The 13,091-nt window shown below is 50.0% G+C and carries 16 protein-coding genes and 1 other annotated feature (1 of these 17 only partly in view); of the genes, 1 reads left to right on the top strand and 15 read right to left on the bottom strand.

Annotated elements, in window-relative coordinates; all coding sequences use genetic code 11:
• Window positions 1-96 (bottom strand) — a sequence feature (ribosomal protein L10 leader region); it reaches 68 nt to the left of the window's first position.
• A gap of 11 nt (window positions 97-107) precedes the next feature.
• The 15 genes from rplA to V8F51_RS24915 all read right to left on the bottom strand — a co-directional run bounded on the left by rplA (window position 108) and on the right by V8F51_RS24915 (window position 11,702).
• Window positions 108-800 (bottom strand): 50S ribosomal protein L1, encoded by a 693-nt coding sequence (rplA, locus tag V8F51_RS24985; RefSeq protein ID WP_337103232.1) that lies wholly within the window; start codon window positions 798-800, stop codon window positions 108-110.
• Between the two features lie 129 nt (window positions 801-929).
• A complete protein-coding gene (gene rplK / locus V8F51_RS24980) occupies window positions 930-1,355 on the bottom strand; it encodes a 50S ribosomal protein L11 (protein ID WP_337103231.1) in 426 nt (141 codons plus the stop codon).
• 90 nt (window positions 1,356-1,445) lie between these two features.
• Complete coding sequence (gene nusG / locus V8F51_RS24975) at window positions 1,446-1,979, bottom strand: transcription termination/antitermination protein NusG (RefSeq protein WP_307208468.1); 534 nt, start codon at window positions 1,977-1,979, stop codon at window positions 1,446-1,448.
• Window positions 1,980-2,003: 24 nt separating this feature from the next.
• Window positions 2,004-2,213 carry a preprotein translocase subunit SecE gene (secE, locus tag V8F51_RS24970; protein ID WP_337103230.1) on the bottom strand — a complete coding sequence of 70 codons (210 nt, stop codon included), beginning with the start codon at window positions 2,211-2,213 and terminating at the stop codon, window positions 2,004-2,006.
• Between the two features lie 18 nt (window positions 2,214-2,231).
• Window positions 2,232-2,381: a 50S ribosomal protein L33 gene (rpmG, locus tag V8F51_RS24965; RefSeq protein ID WP_015847242.1), complete on the bottom strand. Its 150-nt coding sequence runs from the start codon at window positions 2,379-2,381 to the stop codon at window positions 2,232-2,234.
• A 332-nt stretch (window positions 2,382-2,713) separates the two neighbouring features.
• Window positions 2,714-3,364: an RNA polymerase sporulation sigma factor SigH gene (gene sigH / locus V8F51_RS24960; RefSeq protein WP_337103229.1), complete on the bottom strand. Its 651-nt coding sequence runs from the start codon at window positions 3,362-3,364 to the stop codon at window positions 2,714-2,716.
• A gap of 198 nt (window positions 3,365-3,562) precedes the next feature.
• On the bottom strand, window positions 3,563-4,087 hold the full coding sequence (locus tag V8F51_RS24955; protein ID WP_337103228.1) for an NYN domain-containing protein: 525 nt from the start codon (window positions 4,085-4,087) through the stop codon (window positions 3,563-3,565).
• Window positions 4,088-4,090: 3 nt separating this feature from the next.
• Entirely contained in the window at window positions 4,091-4,849 is a 759-nt protein-coding gene (gene rlmB / locus V8F51_RS24950) for a 23S rRNA (guanosine(2251)-2'-O)-methyltransferase RlmB (RefSeq protein ID WP_337103227.1), read from the bottom strand.
• A 14-nt stretch (window positions 4,850-4,863) separates the two neighbouring features.
• Window positions 4,864-5,283, bottom strand: a complete 420-nt coding sequence (locus V8F51_RS24945) for a Mini-ribonuclease 3 (protein ID WP_337103226.1) — start codon at window positions 5,281-5,283, stop codon at window positions 4,864-4,866.
• Window positions 5,280-6,689: a cysteine--tRNA ligase gene (gene cysS / locus V8F51_RS24940; RefSeq protein ID WP_337103225.1), complete on the bottom strand. Its 1,410-nt coding sequence runs from the start codon at window positions 6,687-6,689 to the stop codon at window positions 5,280-5,282. Before cysS ends, V8F51_RS24945 begins: the two co-directional genes overlap by 4 nt.
• Window positions 6,670-7,350 carry a serine O-acetyltransferase gene (gene cysE, locus V8F51_RS24935; RefSeq protein WP_337103224.1) on the bottom strand — a complete coding sequence of 227 codons (681 nt, stop codon included), beginning with the start codon at window positions 7,348-7,350 and terminating at the stop codon, window positions 6,670-6,672. The genes cysS and cysE overlap by 20 nt, the downstream gene beginning before the upstream one ends.
• A 523-nt stretch (window positions 7,351-7,873) precedes the next feature.
• Window positions 7,874-9,331 (bottom strand): glutamate--tRNA ligase, encoded by a 1,458-nt coding sequence (gene gltX / locus V8F51_RS24930; protein WP_337103223.1) that lies wholly within the window; start codon window positions 9,329-9,331, stop codon window positions 7,874-7,876.
• Window positions 9,332-9,364: 33 nt separating this feature from the next.
• Window positions 9,365-9,844 carry a 2-C-methyl-D-erythritol 2,4-cyclodiphosphate synthase gene (ispF, locus tag V8F51_RS24925; protein WP_307208457.1) on the bottom strand — a complete coding sequence of 160 codons (480 nt, stop codon included), beginning with the start codon at window positions 9,842-9,844 and terminating at the stop codon, window positions 9,365-9,367.
• Window positions 9,844-10,560 (bottom strand): 2-C-methyl-D-erythritol 4-phosphate cytidylyltransferase, encoded by a 717-nt coding sequence (ispD, locus tag V8F51_RS24920; protein WP_337103222.1) that lies wholly within the window; start codon window positions 10,558-10,560, stop codon window positions 9,844-9,846. The genes ispF and ispD overlap by 1 nt, the downstream gene beginning before the upstream one ends.
• 44 nt (window positions 10,561-10,604) lie before the next feature.
• Entirely contained in the window at window positions 10,605-11,702 is a 1,098-nt protein-coding gene (locus V8F51_RS24915; RefSeq protein ID WP_337103221.1) for a PIN/TRAM domain-containing protein, read from the bottom strand.
• Window positions 11,703-12,652: 950 nt separating this feature from the next.
• On the opposite strand from V8F51_RS24915, the gene V8F51_RS24910 reads away from it, so the two are divergent.
• Complete coding sequence (locus V8F51_RS24910) at window positions 12,653-13,048, top strand: DUF1573 domain-containing protein (RefSeq protein WP_337103220.1); 396 nt, start codon at window positions 12,653-12,655, stop codon at window positions 13,046-13,048.
• Window positions 13,049-13,091: the final 43 nt, after the last annotated feature.

Raw genomic sequence — 13,091 nt, 5'->3', positions numbered from 1 at the left:
TGGCCTTGACTCGCTTACAAACGTTTTATCATAACACCTCGGTAGGAAATTAAGCCTAATGGCACCTACTGTCTTCGGTATGCGTGTTCGAAATTAAGTTCCGTTTCTTAGCGATAGTTCGCAGTCGAAACACGAGCGCCAGGGCCCATAGTCGACGAAACGGCGATGTTTTTCAGGTAAATACCTTTAGCAGCAGCCGGTTTAGCGCGAACCAAAGCATCAATCAATGCTTTAAGGTTCTCGTTCAGCTTCTCAGCATCGAACGATACTTTACCGATTGGAGCGTGGATTTGACCTGCTTTATCAAGACGGTATTCAATCTTACCGGCTTTGATTTCTTGAACGGCTTTAGTAACATCGAATGTTACTGTACCAGCTTTCGGGTTAGGCATCAAGCCCTTACCGCCGAGGATACGTCCAAGTTTACCAACTTCAGCCATCATGTCCGGCGTTGCTACGCAAACGTCGAATTCGAACCAGCCTTGTTGGATTTTGTTGATCATGTCTGCGTCGCCAACAAAGTCAGCGCCTGCAGCTTCCGCTTCTTTCGCTTTTTCGCCTTTTGCGAAAACGAGAACGCGTTTAGTTTTACCAGTACCGTGCGGAAGTACTACGACGCCGCGCACTGCTTGGTCTTGTTTACGTGGGTCAACGCCCAGACGAACTGCTACTTCAACGGATTCGTCGAATTTAGCTGTCGCAGCCTTCTTAACGAGTTCAATCGCTTCAGCTGGCTCGTAAGTCGCTTCGCTGTTGATCAGCTTAGCAGCTTCAACATATTTTTTACCGTGTTTAGCCATTTTGTTCTCCTCCTTATGTGGTATAGCGGAACACCCTCTTATGGATGATCCTCCCACCTGCGAAAGCCTACCCGGCTTCGCAAGACAGATCGTTCTAATCCCGCTAAAGCTGCAATAGCCTATGCGGAATTAGTCAACGATTGTTACGCCCATACTGCGCGCAGTACCTTCAACCATACGCATAGCTGCTTCAACAGAAGCTGCGTTTAGATCTTGCATTTTTTGCTCTGCGATTTCACGAACTTTATCGCGTTTTACAGTAGCAACTTTTTTCTTGTTCGGCTCACCTGAACCTTTTTCGATACCAGCAGCAACGCGGAGCAATACAGCAGCCGGCGGTGTTTTAGTCTCGAAAGTAAAGGAACGGTCTTCGAATACAGTGATCACGACTGGAATAATCAGACCAGCTTGATCCGCAGTACGAGCGTTGAACTCTTTACAGAAAGCCATGATGTTAACGCCTGCTTGACCTAGTGCCGGACCGATTGGTGGCGCTGGGTTAGCTTTTCCTGCAGGAACTTGCAGTTTGACCATCTTGATGACCTTTTTTGCCATGACTCATACCTCCTTACCTTGTAATCCTAAAGCATTACACGATCCGATGAAATACACTAAAGTATTCCAAGCGGATTTGGAAACCGGATATTAAATCTTTTCCACTTGAGTATAGTCGAGCTCAAGAGGGGTTTCCCTGCCAAACATGTTGACATGAACTTTCAACTTCGCTTTGTCGAGCAAAATTTCTTCTACTGAACCGACAAAGTCTGCGAAAGGACCTACTTTGACGCGAACTGTTTCTTTCAGTTCGAATTCGATCTTCGGCTTCGGCTCTTCCATACCCATATGCTTGAGGATTTGCTCCACTTCATCGGGCAATAGAGGAGTCGGCTTCGAACCGGACCCAGTTGAACCTACGAAACCAGTTACGCCTGGTGTATTTCGAACAACGTACCATGAATCGTCGGTTTGAACCATTTCCACAAGAACATAGCCAGGATAGACTTTACGTTGAACGGTCTTCTTCTTACCGTCCTTCTCTACCACTTCATCTTCCATGGGAACGAGCACGCGGAAGATCTTGTCTTCCATGCCCATTGATTCAACACGGCGTTCCAGGTTGACTTTCACTTTGTTCTCATACCCGGAGTAAGTGTGCACGACGTACCATCTTTTTTCCATCACTAATCCACCTTTGGACCCTTCTTAAACAATGAGTTCAACCAGAGTCGAGATCCCGATGTCAAGAAGCCAGAAGTAAATCGTTACAAACGTGATCGTTAAAAGAACGACGATCGAGTAGCTTGTCAACTCTTTACGATTTGGCCAGCGAACTTTCTTAAGTTCTGCCCAGCTGTCGGCAAAAAAACTAAACGTATTACCAAAGCTTTGCTTCAGTTTAGCCAAAAATGCCACGGTCACACCTCCAATTGACTATCTCGTCTCGCGATGAGGAGTCTGCTCGTTACAAAACTTGCAAAACTTCTTCAACTCGATGCGGTCGGGGTGATTGCGTTTGTTCTTGCTGCTCGCATAGTTTCTCTGTTTGCAGTTTGTGCATGCCAACGTGATAATAACCCGCATTGAATTACACCTCCCGAACTGCTACAAAATACGAATCATGAAGCTCTATATGAAACATCATTGATTCCATCGCAAATACAAAAAAAAACCTCGATTTCAGGCCTACCTAAACACTTTAGCATATGGCATTTTTCATGTCAATGTAAAAGATAGACGCGCGGCATGCGAATTATTGCCAAGACAGCCTGCTTGGACTCGGGACTCGTATCTACCATTATCGTCTGCTTCATGTGTTTTCAACCCTATCAATAAAAAAACCGTCCCGGTCCGCCTGGTCTTGCCAGACGGAATAGACAGCCTTGGTTATTATGCTGATCGTTGCTGAACGACACTTACCCGCTAATGTCCCTGATTTCCAAGTAACGTTCAAGCTTCCGCTTCACTCGTTGCAAAGCATTATCAATGGACTTCACATGGCGGTCCAAATCGACGGCGATTTCCTGGTACGATCTTCCGTCCAAATAAAGCATGAGCACCTTGCGCTCCAGATCGCTTAATATTTCGGACATCTTATCTTCCAAGCCAATAAATTCTTCTTGATTAATAATAAGTTCTTCCGGATCGGATACGCGAGTGCCGCATATAACGTCCAGCAGCGTGCGGTCTGAATCTTCATCATAAATCGGCTTGTCAAGCGATACATACGAATTGAGTGGGATGTGCTTCTGACGCGTGGCTGTTTTGATGGCGGTAATGATCTGCCTTGTGATGCACAATTCGGCAAAGGCTTTGAAGCTTGCTAGCTTGTCCCCTTTGAAATCGCGAATTGACTTATATAAGCCGATCATGCCTTCCTGCACGATATCTTCACGATCCGCGCCGATAAGAAAATAAGAACGCGCCTTTGCTCGCACGAAGTTCTTATACTTATTAATCAAATATTCCAGCGCCATACTATCGCCGTTGCGGACCGCCTCGACGATGTCCTCGTCCGTACTGCTGTCGTATTCGAGCGTACTCCATTCTTTGAGGTCGATGCCCACGAACTATCCCTCCGGCCTGCAAGGCGTACACCGCTAGATTCTGAAAATATAGAGCCAGTATACATGATAAAACCTTACACCGTCAACCAATTCAGCCTCGAAAACTATCGATTATCTAGTAAAATTGTAACTTTGTGGAACATTGAAACAAGCGTCGATCAAATACGATCTTCACTTATCTCGCCGACTCGATTTCCCTTACTTTTCACCGCGTCTCATTCGTTCCAGCTTACTCCACGTCTCCAAATTCACTCTCGAGTCAACCGAATTACGCTTGGTCGGCTTATCTTCCCGAAGCGTTTGCTCGATATCTTTGCGATTCTGCCCAATGTCGATAAGCAGTTCGCGCGCGGATACACGAAGGGCGCCTTGGCCGAACGCAACATGCTGCTCAATCATATCGGAGGTCGCCACGTAGATGTTCCTACGCCTCGAACTCAGCTCCGCGCACAAGCGTTCAATGCACTCGTCAGCCGTTTCTTTCTCCTTCGTATAGATGACCGTGAGCTTATGCTGCCGGTAAGTCGCCCCTATACCTGGGACAAAATAAGCGTCAAATACCACATACACCTTCATGCCCGTGAAGCCTTGATAATCCGCAAGCATGTCCAGCAGCTTATCCCGCGCATCCTCCAGGTCATGCTCCTTGAGCTTCTCGAGCATTGGCCACGCGCCGATCATATTGTATCCATCGACCAACAAAATGTCGTCGCGCCGATTCATGCCCTATACGCCCCGGCGTTGCCGCACGACTTCATACATAAGCACGCCTGCTGCAACCGAGGCATTCAGTGAATTCAAGCGGCCGAGCATCGGAAGTTTAACGAGAAAATCGCATTTTTCTTTAATAAGCCGGCCCATGCCCTTGCTCTCGTTGCCGATTACGACTGCGAGTGGCATATCGAACTTCATCTTGTACACATCCTGCGATGCGCTTACGTCCGTGCCGGCGACCCATACGCCCGCTTCCTTCAGCTTATCGATGGTTTGAGCCAGGTTCGTTACTCTCGCGACAGGCACATGTTCAGCCGCTCCTGCCGATGTCTTAAGCACAGTAGCCGTCAGCGAAGCCGAGCGGCGTTTCGGAATAATAACGCCGTGCACGCCGGTACATTCTGCCGTTCTTAGAATCGAGCCGAGGTTATGCGGATCCTCAATCTCGTCAAGGACAAGAATGAATGGCGTCTCCCCGCTCTTCGATGCAATCTCGAGCAATTCTTCTACTTCTACATAATCAAAGGCAGCCGCCTGCGCGACGACACCTTGATGGGCAACGCCTTCGACCATACTATCAAGTTTGCGCTTGTCAACGAATTGAACTACGATGCCAAGCTTCTTCGCCTCAGCAACGATCGGCTGCGTCAACGTCTTCTGCGCGCCGTCAGCAATCCATATTTTATTAATTTCCCGTCCGGAACGAAGCGCCTCAAGCACGGGATGCTTGCCAGCGATCATTTCCTCCTGGTTTTGGTTCTCAACAGACATCATATTCCCTCCTTCTATTTTCCTTCTAGTCCGATCGCGAACAGCTCACCGAGCCGTTCATTGCGCCCCTCGTAATATAAGTAGCCAACGAGGCTCTCGAGCGCCGTCGCAAGACGGTAATCGGCCGGATCCGCGTTCTTCGGCGGAGCTCCCGACTTGGCGTTGCGGCCTCGGCGGACGATGTCCGCCTCCTCCTCCGTCAGATGCGGCTGCAATCGCTCAAGCAATTTCCGCTGGCCCTTCGCTGACACGATACTTGTCGCTTCGCGATGCATATGATGCGACTTGTTATTGGGCAGCGACACCAAGTACTGTCGCACGAGCAGTTCAAATACGGCATCGCCCACATATGCGAGAACAACCGGATTAATCAGTTGCGGTTTCTTTGCGGGCGGATAAAACATGAGCGAGCCGGCATCTATATGTTCGCTCATTTGCGTCTCCAACGAATGCCTTGCGGCGTATCCTCAAGCACAATGTTTTTTTCAGCCAGCAGATCGCGGATCTCGTCCGCTCGTGCCCAGTTTTTCGATTTGCGCGCTTCCGTACGCTCTACGATCAATTGATCGATATCCGCATCAAGCAATTCGTTAGCCGCTTCTTGCGCCGGCAAGAGACCAAGCACATTATCCAACTGCTCAAGCAGTGCCAGCAGAGCCTGCAATCCTTCAGCAGAAGCATCGCTGCGATTCATATATTGATTCGCTTCAGTCACAAGCTCGAATACAGCCGTTATGGCATCCGGCGTGTTAAAGTCGTCGCTCATCTTAGCATGAAACTGGCTCGCAATCTCATCCAGCTTCGCTTGAAGCGCAGGATCAGCCGCTGCATCGCTTAGCCCTTCGCTGCTCAGCCTATGCTTCAGGTTCGAAGCGCAGTTGGCAATCCGCTCAACGCTATTAACCGCTTGCGCAATCGTCTCGTCGCTGAAGTTAAGCGGGCTGCGGTAATGCGTCGACAGCATGAAGTAACGGATCGCGTGCGGCTTAATCCGCTTCACGATCTCATTAACCGTGATGCCGTTGCCGAGCGATTTGGACATTTTTTCATTATTGATATGAATGTAGCCATTGTGCATCCAGTAGTTCGCCAGTGGCTTTCCGCTAAGGCTCTCCGACTGCGCGATCTCGCATTCATGATGCGGGAATTGCAGATCATGTCCTCCGCCGTGAATATCGAGCGTTTCGCCGAGATACTTGCGGGCCATTGCCGAGCACTCGATATGCCAGCCCGGACGGCCGTCGCCCCATGGGCTCTCCCACTTAATCTCGCCTGGCTTCGCACCCTTCCACAGCACGAAGTCCTGCTGATTTTCTTTGCGGTCGCCAATCTCTACGCGAATGCCGAATTGCAGCTCGCCTAAGTTTTGACCCGAAAGCTTGCCATATTCATCGAATTTGGACGTACGGAAATATACGTCGCCTTCACTTTCATACGCATAGCCTTTGTCTACAAGCTCTGCAATAAACGCGACAATCTCCGGAATATTGTCCGTTACGCGCGGATTAAGTGTTGCCTTGCGAACGCCGAGCGAATCGATATCTCCATAAAACGCTGTAATAAACTTCTCTGCAACTTCCGGCACAGTCGTGCCGAGCTGCTCAGCCTTCTTAATGAGCTTGTCGTCTACGTCCGTGAAGTTGACCACATAACGGACCTCGTTGCCTGCTGCTTCCAAGTAGCGGCGCACAACGTCGAAGAAAATAACCGGACGCGCATTGCCGATATGAATATAGTCATACACGGTCGGCCCGCATACGTACATGTTAACCTTGCCCGGTGTCTGAGGGACGAACGAATCCTTCGCTCTCGTGAGCGTATTATATATCGTAATTGCCATTGTCAAAAACTCCTCCTGCTTCGGGCTCTTCAACTTCCTTGCCTAATTCAACTTTCAAACTATCAATTTCCTTTTTCATCGCGCGGAACATTTCAATGACCGGATCCGGCAGCTGTTTATGGTCGAGCCGATCGCCTACCCGCTCCCCGTTCCGCTTCACCACACGCCCTGGATTCCCGACCACGGTGCTGTTATCAGGCACCTCGCGCAAGACGACCGCATTTGATCCTATATTAGAATTATCTCCAACTTGGAAGGAACCAAGAACCTTCGCTCCCGATCCGATGACGACATTATTTCCGATCGTCGGATGGCGCTTGCCCTTTTCCTTGCCTGTGCCGCCTAGCGTAACACCTTGATAGATAACGACGTCGTCTCCGATTTCGCATGTTTCTCCAATAACGACGCCCATGCCATGATCGATGAACAGCCGATTGCCGATTCGCGCGCCGGGGTGGATCTCAATACCCGTCATGAAGCGTCCTGCCTGCGAGATGATCCTCGCAAGCGTAAACCAGCCTCTACGGTATAAGGGATGCGCAATGCGATGCGCCCATATAGCATGCAGGCCCGAATAGGTGAAGATGACCTCGAAACGGCTTCGTGCCGCCGGATCATTTTCGAATACTGCTTGAACGTCCGATCGAAAATGGCGAAACATTCGTTTTGCTCCTCTGCTTTCAAAATTGCTTGGCTCTACGCTATGCGCTGCTTTTCTTTCCAATAAAAAAAGCCCCTGCAGCATCAAGTGCTGCAGAGGCGTGTTAATCGCGCGGTCCCACTCTGCTTGAACAATACACGGCACTCTAACAAGCCGGCTGTTCACCTTCATGTCTTTAACGCAGACTTACGTTGTCGCCTACCCTGTTTATCGATCAACTAAAGCTCGATAACCAGCTCGGAACAAAGCTCCCAGGTGCAAATTTCCGTTTGCGCGAACCAAACAACTTTCAGCCCCACTCTTGCCGCTGCCCTTATACCCTCAAGCAGCGCCGATTCGAATGACGGTTGTCCTCTCTGCGAATCCGCATGCAAACGTACTAATCCTGTTCATAGCCGATATATTCATGTAGATATTATCCATAGTATACTCAATAGCCAAATAGGTGACAAGGACTATCTGCAAAGCCTCTCTTCACAGCGCATGCCGAGCCAGCAAGACGATCGTCAGCTAACTAGTTAGCCTATAGACGCGCGCGAAGACGCGAGACGACCTTGTCTTTGCCGAGCAGCGCGATCGACTGGTTCAAGTCAGAGCCATGGGTTTGGCCTGTCAGCGCAGCGCGAATAGGCATGAACAGCTGCTTCCCTTTGAAGCCGGTATCCTTCTGAACAGTCTTGATCATTTCCTTAATGCCGTCAACCGTAAACGCAGAATCGCCCGCTTCCACCAGCGCAAGGAATGCGCCAAGCACAGTCGGTACCTGCTCCTCGGCAAGCACGCTAGCCGCTTCATCCTCGTCCGCCGGCTCCTCAGCGAAGAACAACGCCGTAATCGGCACAATATCAGCTGCATAACGAAGCTTTTCCTGATGCAGCGCTACGAGATCGCTAACCCAAGCGCGGTCATCCGCATCCAGTTCAGCCGCGATACGGCCAGCCTTCTGCAGGTGAGGAATACACATATCAACGACGCGCGGAAGCTCCGCTTTCTTCATGTATTCGTTGTTCATCCAGCTCAGCTTCTGCGTATCGAATACGGCCGGGCTCTTGCTCAGACGCTCCGCATTGAACACCTCGATCAGTTGCTCGCGTGTGAACATCTCTTGCTCGCCTTCCGGCGACCAGCCAAGCAAAGCGATGAAGTTGAACAACGCCTCCGGCAAGTAACCGAGGTCATCGTACTGCGAGATGAATTGAATGATAGACTCATCGCGTTTGCTTAGCTTCTTGCGCTGCTCATTCACGATCAGCGTCATATGGGCAAACAGCGGCGGCTCCCAGCCGAAAGCTTCATAGATCATAAGCTGGCGCGGCGTATTGGAGATATGATCCTCTCCGCGCAGTACATGGCTGATTTTCATCAAATGATCGTCCAGTACAACTGCGAAGTTATAGGTCGGAATGCCATCCTTCTTCACGATAACGAAATCGCCCATCTCAGCCGTATCGAAGCTGATCGAACCCTTCACCATATCGTCGAACTGATACGTGCGGCCTTCCGGTACACGGAAGCGAATGCTAGGCACGCGGCCTTCAGCCTCGAACGCAGAACGTTGCTCATCGGTGAGATCGCGGTGACGGCCGGAATAACGAGGCGTTTCGCCGCGCTCAAGCTGCTCATTCCGTTCTTGCTCTAACTCCTCTTCATTGCAGTAGCAGCGGTATGCAAGGCCGCGGTCAAGCAGTTCCTGCCAATACACGCGATAAATATCAAGACGCTCGGTTTGACGGTATGGACCGTATCCGCCGCCGATATCCACGCTCTCATCCCAATCGATGCCGAGCCACTTCATGTATGTAAGCTGGCTTTCTTCGCCGCCAGCTACGTTTCTCTTAACATCCGTATCTTCAATACGAACGATGAATTTGCCGCCAAGATTGCGTGCAAACAAATAATTAAATAAGGCCGTTCTAGCGTTGCCGATATGCAGGTGACCCGTCGGCGACGGCGCATAACGTACACGTACTTCCTGTGGCATAATTATACTCCTCCAATATTTAAGTAACTTTAATTAGTCCGCTTTAACTAAACAAACAACCGATTGCGCCGCAATGCCTTCGCCGCGTCCTGCGAAGCCAAGCTGCTCCGTTGTTGTCGCCTTCACATTCACTTGCGATACATCCGCTTCAAGCGCCTTCGCAATAATTTCCGTCATTTGCGGAATATAGGGCAGCATCTTCGGGCGTTGAGCAATAATCGTCGAATCAATATTGCCGAGCTTATAACCCTTCTCCCGTATAAGCTTCCATACATGCTCCAACAGCTTTAAGCTGTCCGCATCCTTATATGCAGCATCCGTATCGGGGAAATGTTTACCGATGTCGCCCATTCCGAGCGCGCCTAAAATGGCATCTGTAATGGCATGCAGCAGTACGTCCGCGTCAGAATGCCCGAGCAGACCCTTTTCATAAGGGATCGTTACGCCGCCGATAATGCATGGACGCCCCTCTACCAATTGATGCACGTCAAAGCCTTGTCCTACACGTATCACTATTTATCATCCTTTCCCTCAACCATATCGACACGGCGATTTGCTAGCAGAAATTCCGCCCATGGCAAATCGTCAGGCGTCGTTATCTTTATATTCGTATATTCTCCCTGTGCAACGGTAACGGTTGCTCCCGTCCGTTCCACAACCATCGCGTCATCCGTGCCGATGAAGCCGGCTGCTTCAGCCTGCTCATGCGCCTCAAGCAGCAATGCATGACGAAAAGCTTGCGGCGTTTGTATCGCCCACAAGCTTCGACGGTCCGGCGTAGCAATGATAATACCCGCTTCATCTACTTGCTTGATCGTGTCCTTCACAGGAACGGCAAGCACTGCGGCTTCGCTGCGCTCGGCGGTCTCGCAGCATCGCTGCACCGCTTCCGCCGACACGAGCGGACGAACGCCGTCATGCACCATGACCCATTCGGCCGTAATCGCTTGAAGGCCGATGTGCACGGAATGTTGGCGCTCCTTGCCTCCGGCAAGAACAGCCTTCACCTTCGCAAAGCCGTAGCGGGCAACCCATTCCTGGCACCTAGGCACATCCTCCGCGCCGACAACAAGCACCGTTTCCTTCACGGCGTCCATTCGCTCGAACAGCTCCAGTGTATGCACAAGAATAGGCTTGTCCGCTAACTGCAAATATTGTTTGCTCTCTTTCGTCCCCATTCGCGTCCCGCGTCCGGCCGCGACAATGACGACTCCCCAATCTGCTAACATGACCCAACCTGCCTAACGCTCTATGATAGTACTATCATACCTTGTTAGAGCGCTTTTTCCAACAGCTTCGGTTTCGCGAATATCATCCGACCCGCCGACGTCTGCAGGACACTCGTAACGAGCACCTCCATCGTCGTGCCGATGTAGTCGCGGCCGCCCTCAACGACGATCATCGTGCCGTCATCCAGATACGCTACGCCTTGGCCGTGTTCCTTGCCGTCTTTGATCACTTGAACGATAATTTCTTCTCCCGGCAACACAACCGGCTTCACGGCGTTAGCTAAATCATTAATGTTAAGCACCGATACGCCTTGCAGCTCGCATACTTTATTCAGGTTGAAGTCATTCGTTACCACTTTGCCGTGGAGCGCCTTCGCAAGCTTCACCAGCTTGCTGTCCACCTCGCCGATCTCCTCGAAGTCTCCTTCGTAGATCAGAACGCGAACATCAAGCTCCTTCTGAATTTTGTTCAAAATATCAAGGCCGCGACGGCCTCTGTTACGCTTCAGCAAATCCGAAGAATCGGCAATATGCTGCAGTTCCTCCAGCACGAATTCCGGAATGACCAGCGTGCCCTCGATAAAGCCGGTTTTGCATATATCCGCAATCCGTCCGTCGATAATAACGCTCGTATCGAGGATCTTATGCTCCTCGTAACCGCTCGTTTCCTCTGGTTCGGGCGCTGTTCGCCGCTTCTCCAGCAAGCTCTCGAAGCCGGTAGCCAGCTCTTCTTTCTTATGCAAGCCGATGCTGAGACCCAAGTAACCGAAGATCAACATCATCGCAGCGGGAATGAGTCGTCCCATACCGCTGAAATCCGAGACGGCCGGATAAAGAAGCACAGCAAGCAGCAAGCCGGCCAGCAAACCGCCCGCTCCCGCTATTAAATCCTTCATCGGCAGCGCAGCTGTCTGCTCCGCACCCTTCTGCATATACCGAATGACCTGCCCTGCCAACATCGTTGCTGCAATGACTCCAAATACCGCGCCAACTGCTACATTCATGTAATAAGTGCCCGATCGCTGCAGCATACCGAATGATGAGCTCGACCACAGTGCCGCTCCATTCATCCAACCATATACTTCGCCGCCGGCCATACCGCCAAACAACATACCCATTATTTGAATTATACGTCTAACCATTACGGTTCACCTCCATTACAATTATGTTCCAATAATAGGAAGGTTAATCGTAGGCAGCGCGTGAATTTGTAAAATAGTTCTAGTATCCCAATCGCCCGAGCAAAAACGGCGCTCGCCATTCGTGCATTAGTGAGCTTTATCTCATCCGGAGTGAGGTTAACCTCACTTAAACGAGCCGTAAAAGCCTGCTTCGCACAAATAGTGAGGCAAGCCTCACTCGTCATGAAGCTGGGTTCACGACAAGTGAGGATTGCCTCACTATTTGGACAGTAACTAACAGTTCGAAGCATTTCTGTGAGATTCTCCTCACTAATTAGTGAATATCCTCACTAATTGCTCATCCCCGAGTTGCTTAACTCAGAATTTTCTCCCCACATCAGAATGTTCACCTCTATAGAGAGTCAAACCCTATATATGTGCATTCTGATTGGCGATAAAATTTACCTTTAGCAGCGGTCGCTCATCCTCGCATTTCTGCGATAAAGTTTTTCTCCCCACATCAGAATGTTCACCTCTATAGAGAGTCAAACCCTATAGATATGCATTCTGATTGGCGATAAAATTTACCTTTAGCCGCGGTCGCCCACCACTGAATTGCTTCGATCAGAATTTTCTCCCCACATCAGAATGTTGACCTCTATAGAGAGTCAAACCCTATAGATATGCATTCTGATTGGCGATAAAAACTTCCACTATCCGCGGTCGCTCATCCTCGCATTTCTGCGATAAAGTTTTTCTCCCCACATCAGAATGTTCACCTCTATAGAGAGTCAAACCCTATAGATGTGCATTCTGATTGGCGATAAAATTTACCTTTAGCCGCGGTCGCCCACCACTGAATTACTTCGATCAGAATTTTCTCATAATTCACATTTTGAAAACAGCCCCCCTGAGGCTTATAATGGGAGTTGAGATTACTTTCGAAGAGGTTGGTGATAGAGGTGGAATCGATGAGCGCTCCAACACTGAATCAGTTCCAGCAGCAGGTATCTGAACTACTACTTAGACACCGAAGTCTGCTAGACGTCATGTCCAAGTTCGGACAATCGGGCGCTTCCGTGAATCGTGCTGTATCCAAAGCCGTAACGGATTGCGGCTGCATTGAATTGAACGCCAAAAAACAGCAATACTCGGATGAGCTTGATCTCGAAAACGCGAAAACAACGCTGCAAAGCCATCTCTCCGGAGAGGTTTGCGAGCATTGCCGGGACGTACTGAAGTCCGAGCTCGGACGCAATTTGTTTTACATGACCGCTTTATGCAATCTGCTAAACATTGAACTAGACGAGGTAATCGCAGACGAATACGACAAATGCTCGACGCTTGGCTTATTTAATTTAACGTAGTCGATTATGCATGCCATTAAGACGACAACAATCTTATCGTTGC

The sequence above is a fragment of the Paenibacillus sp. YIM B09110 genome, assembly GCF_037167145.1.
Taxonomy (GTDB): domain Bacteria; phylum Bacillota; class Bacilli; order Paenibacillales; family Paenibacillaceae; genus Pristimantibacillus.
This window is presented reverse-complemented; position numbering and strand designations above follow the sequence as displayed.

Bases quoted from the DNA above. Each gene is read 5' to 3' on its own strand.
- gltX (WP_337103223.1), bottom strand. From the start codon at position 9,331: ATGCCACAGGAAGTACGTGTACGTTATGCGCCGTCGCCGACGGGTCAC.
- V8F51_RS24955 (WP_337103228.1), bottom strand. From the start codon at position 4,087: ATGAATCGGCGCGACGACATTTTGTTGGTCGATGGATACAATATGATC.
- rplA (WP_337103232.1), bottom strand. From the start codon at position 800: ATGGCTAAACACGGTAAAAAATATGTTGAAGCTGCTAAGCTGATCAAC.
- cysE (WP_337103224.1), bottom strand. From the start codon at position 7,350: ATGTTTCGCCATTTTCGATCGGACGTTCAAGCAGTATTCGAAAATGAT.
- rplK (WP_337103231.1), bottom strand. From the start codon at position 1,355: ATGGCAAAAAAGGTCATCAAGATGGTCAAACTGCAAGTTCCTGCAGGA.
- V8F51_RS24915 (WP_337103221.1), bottom strand. From the start codon at position 11,702: ATGGTTAGACGTATAATTCAAATAATGGGTATGTTGTTTGGCGGTATG.
- rlmB (WP_337103227.1), bottom strand. From the start codon at position 4,849: ATGTCTGTTGAGAACCAAAACCAGGAGGAAATGATCGCTGGCAAGCAT.
- rpmG (WP_015847242.1), bottom strand. From the start codon at position 2,381: ATGCGGGTTATTATCACGTTGGCATGCACAAACTGCAAACAGAGAAAC.
- V8F51_RS24945 (WP_337103226.1), bottom strand. From the start codon at position 5,283: ATGAGCGAACATATAGATGCCGGCTCGCTCATGTTTTATCCGCCCGCA.
- V8F51_RS24910 (WP_337103220.1), top strand. From the start codon at position 12,653: ATGAGCGCTCCAACACTGAATCAGTTCCAGCAGCAGGTATCTGAACTA.
- cysS (WP_337103225.1), bottom strand. From the start codon at position 6,689: ATGGCAATTACGATATATAATACGCTCACGAGAGCGAAGGATTCGTTC.
- ispD (WP_337103222.1), bottom strand. From the start codon at position 10,560: ATGTTAGCAGATTGGGGAGTCGTCATTGTCGCGGCCGGACGCGGGACG.
- nusG (WP_307208468.1), bottom strand. From the start codon at position 1,979: ATGGAAAAAAGATGGTACGTCGTGCACACTTACTCCGGGTATGAGAAC.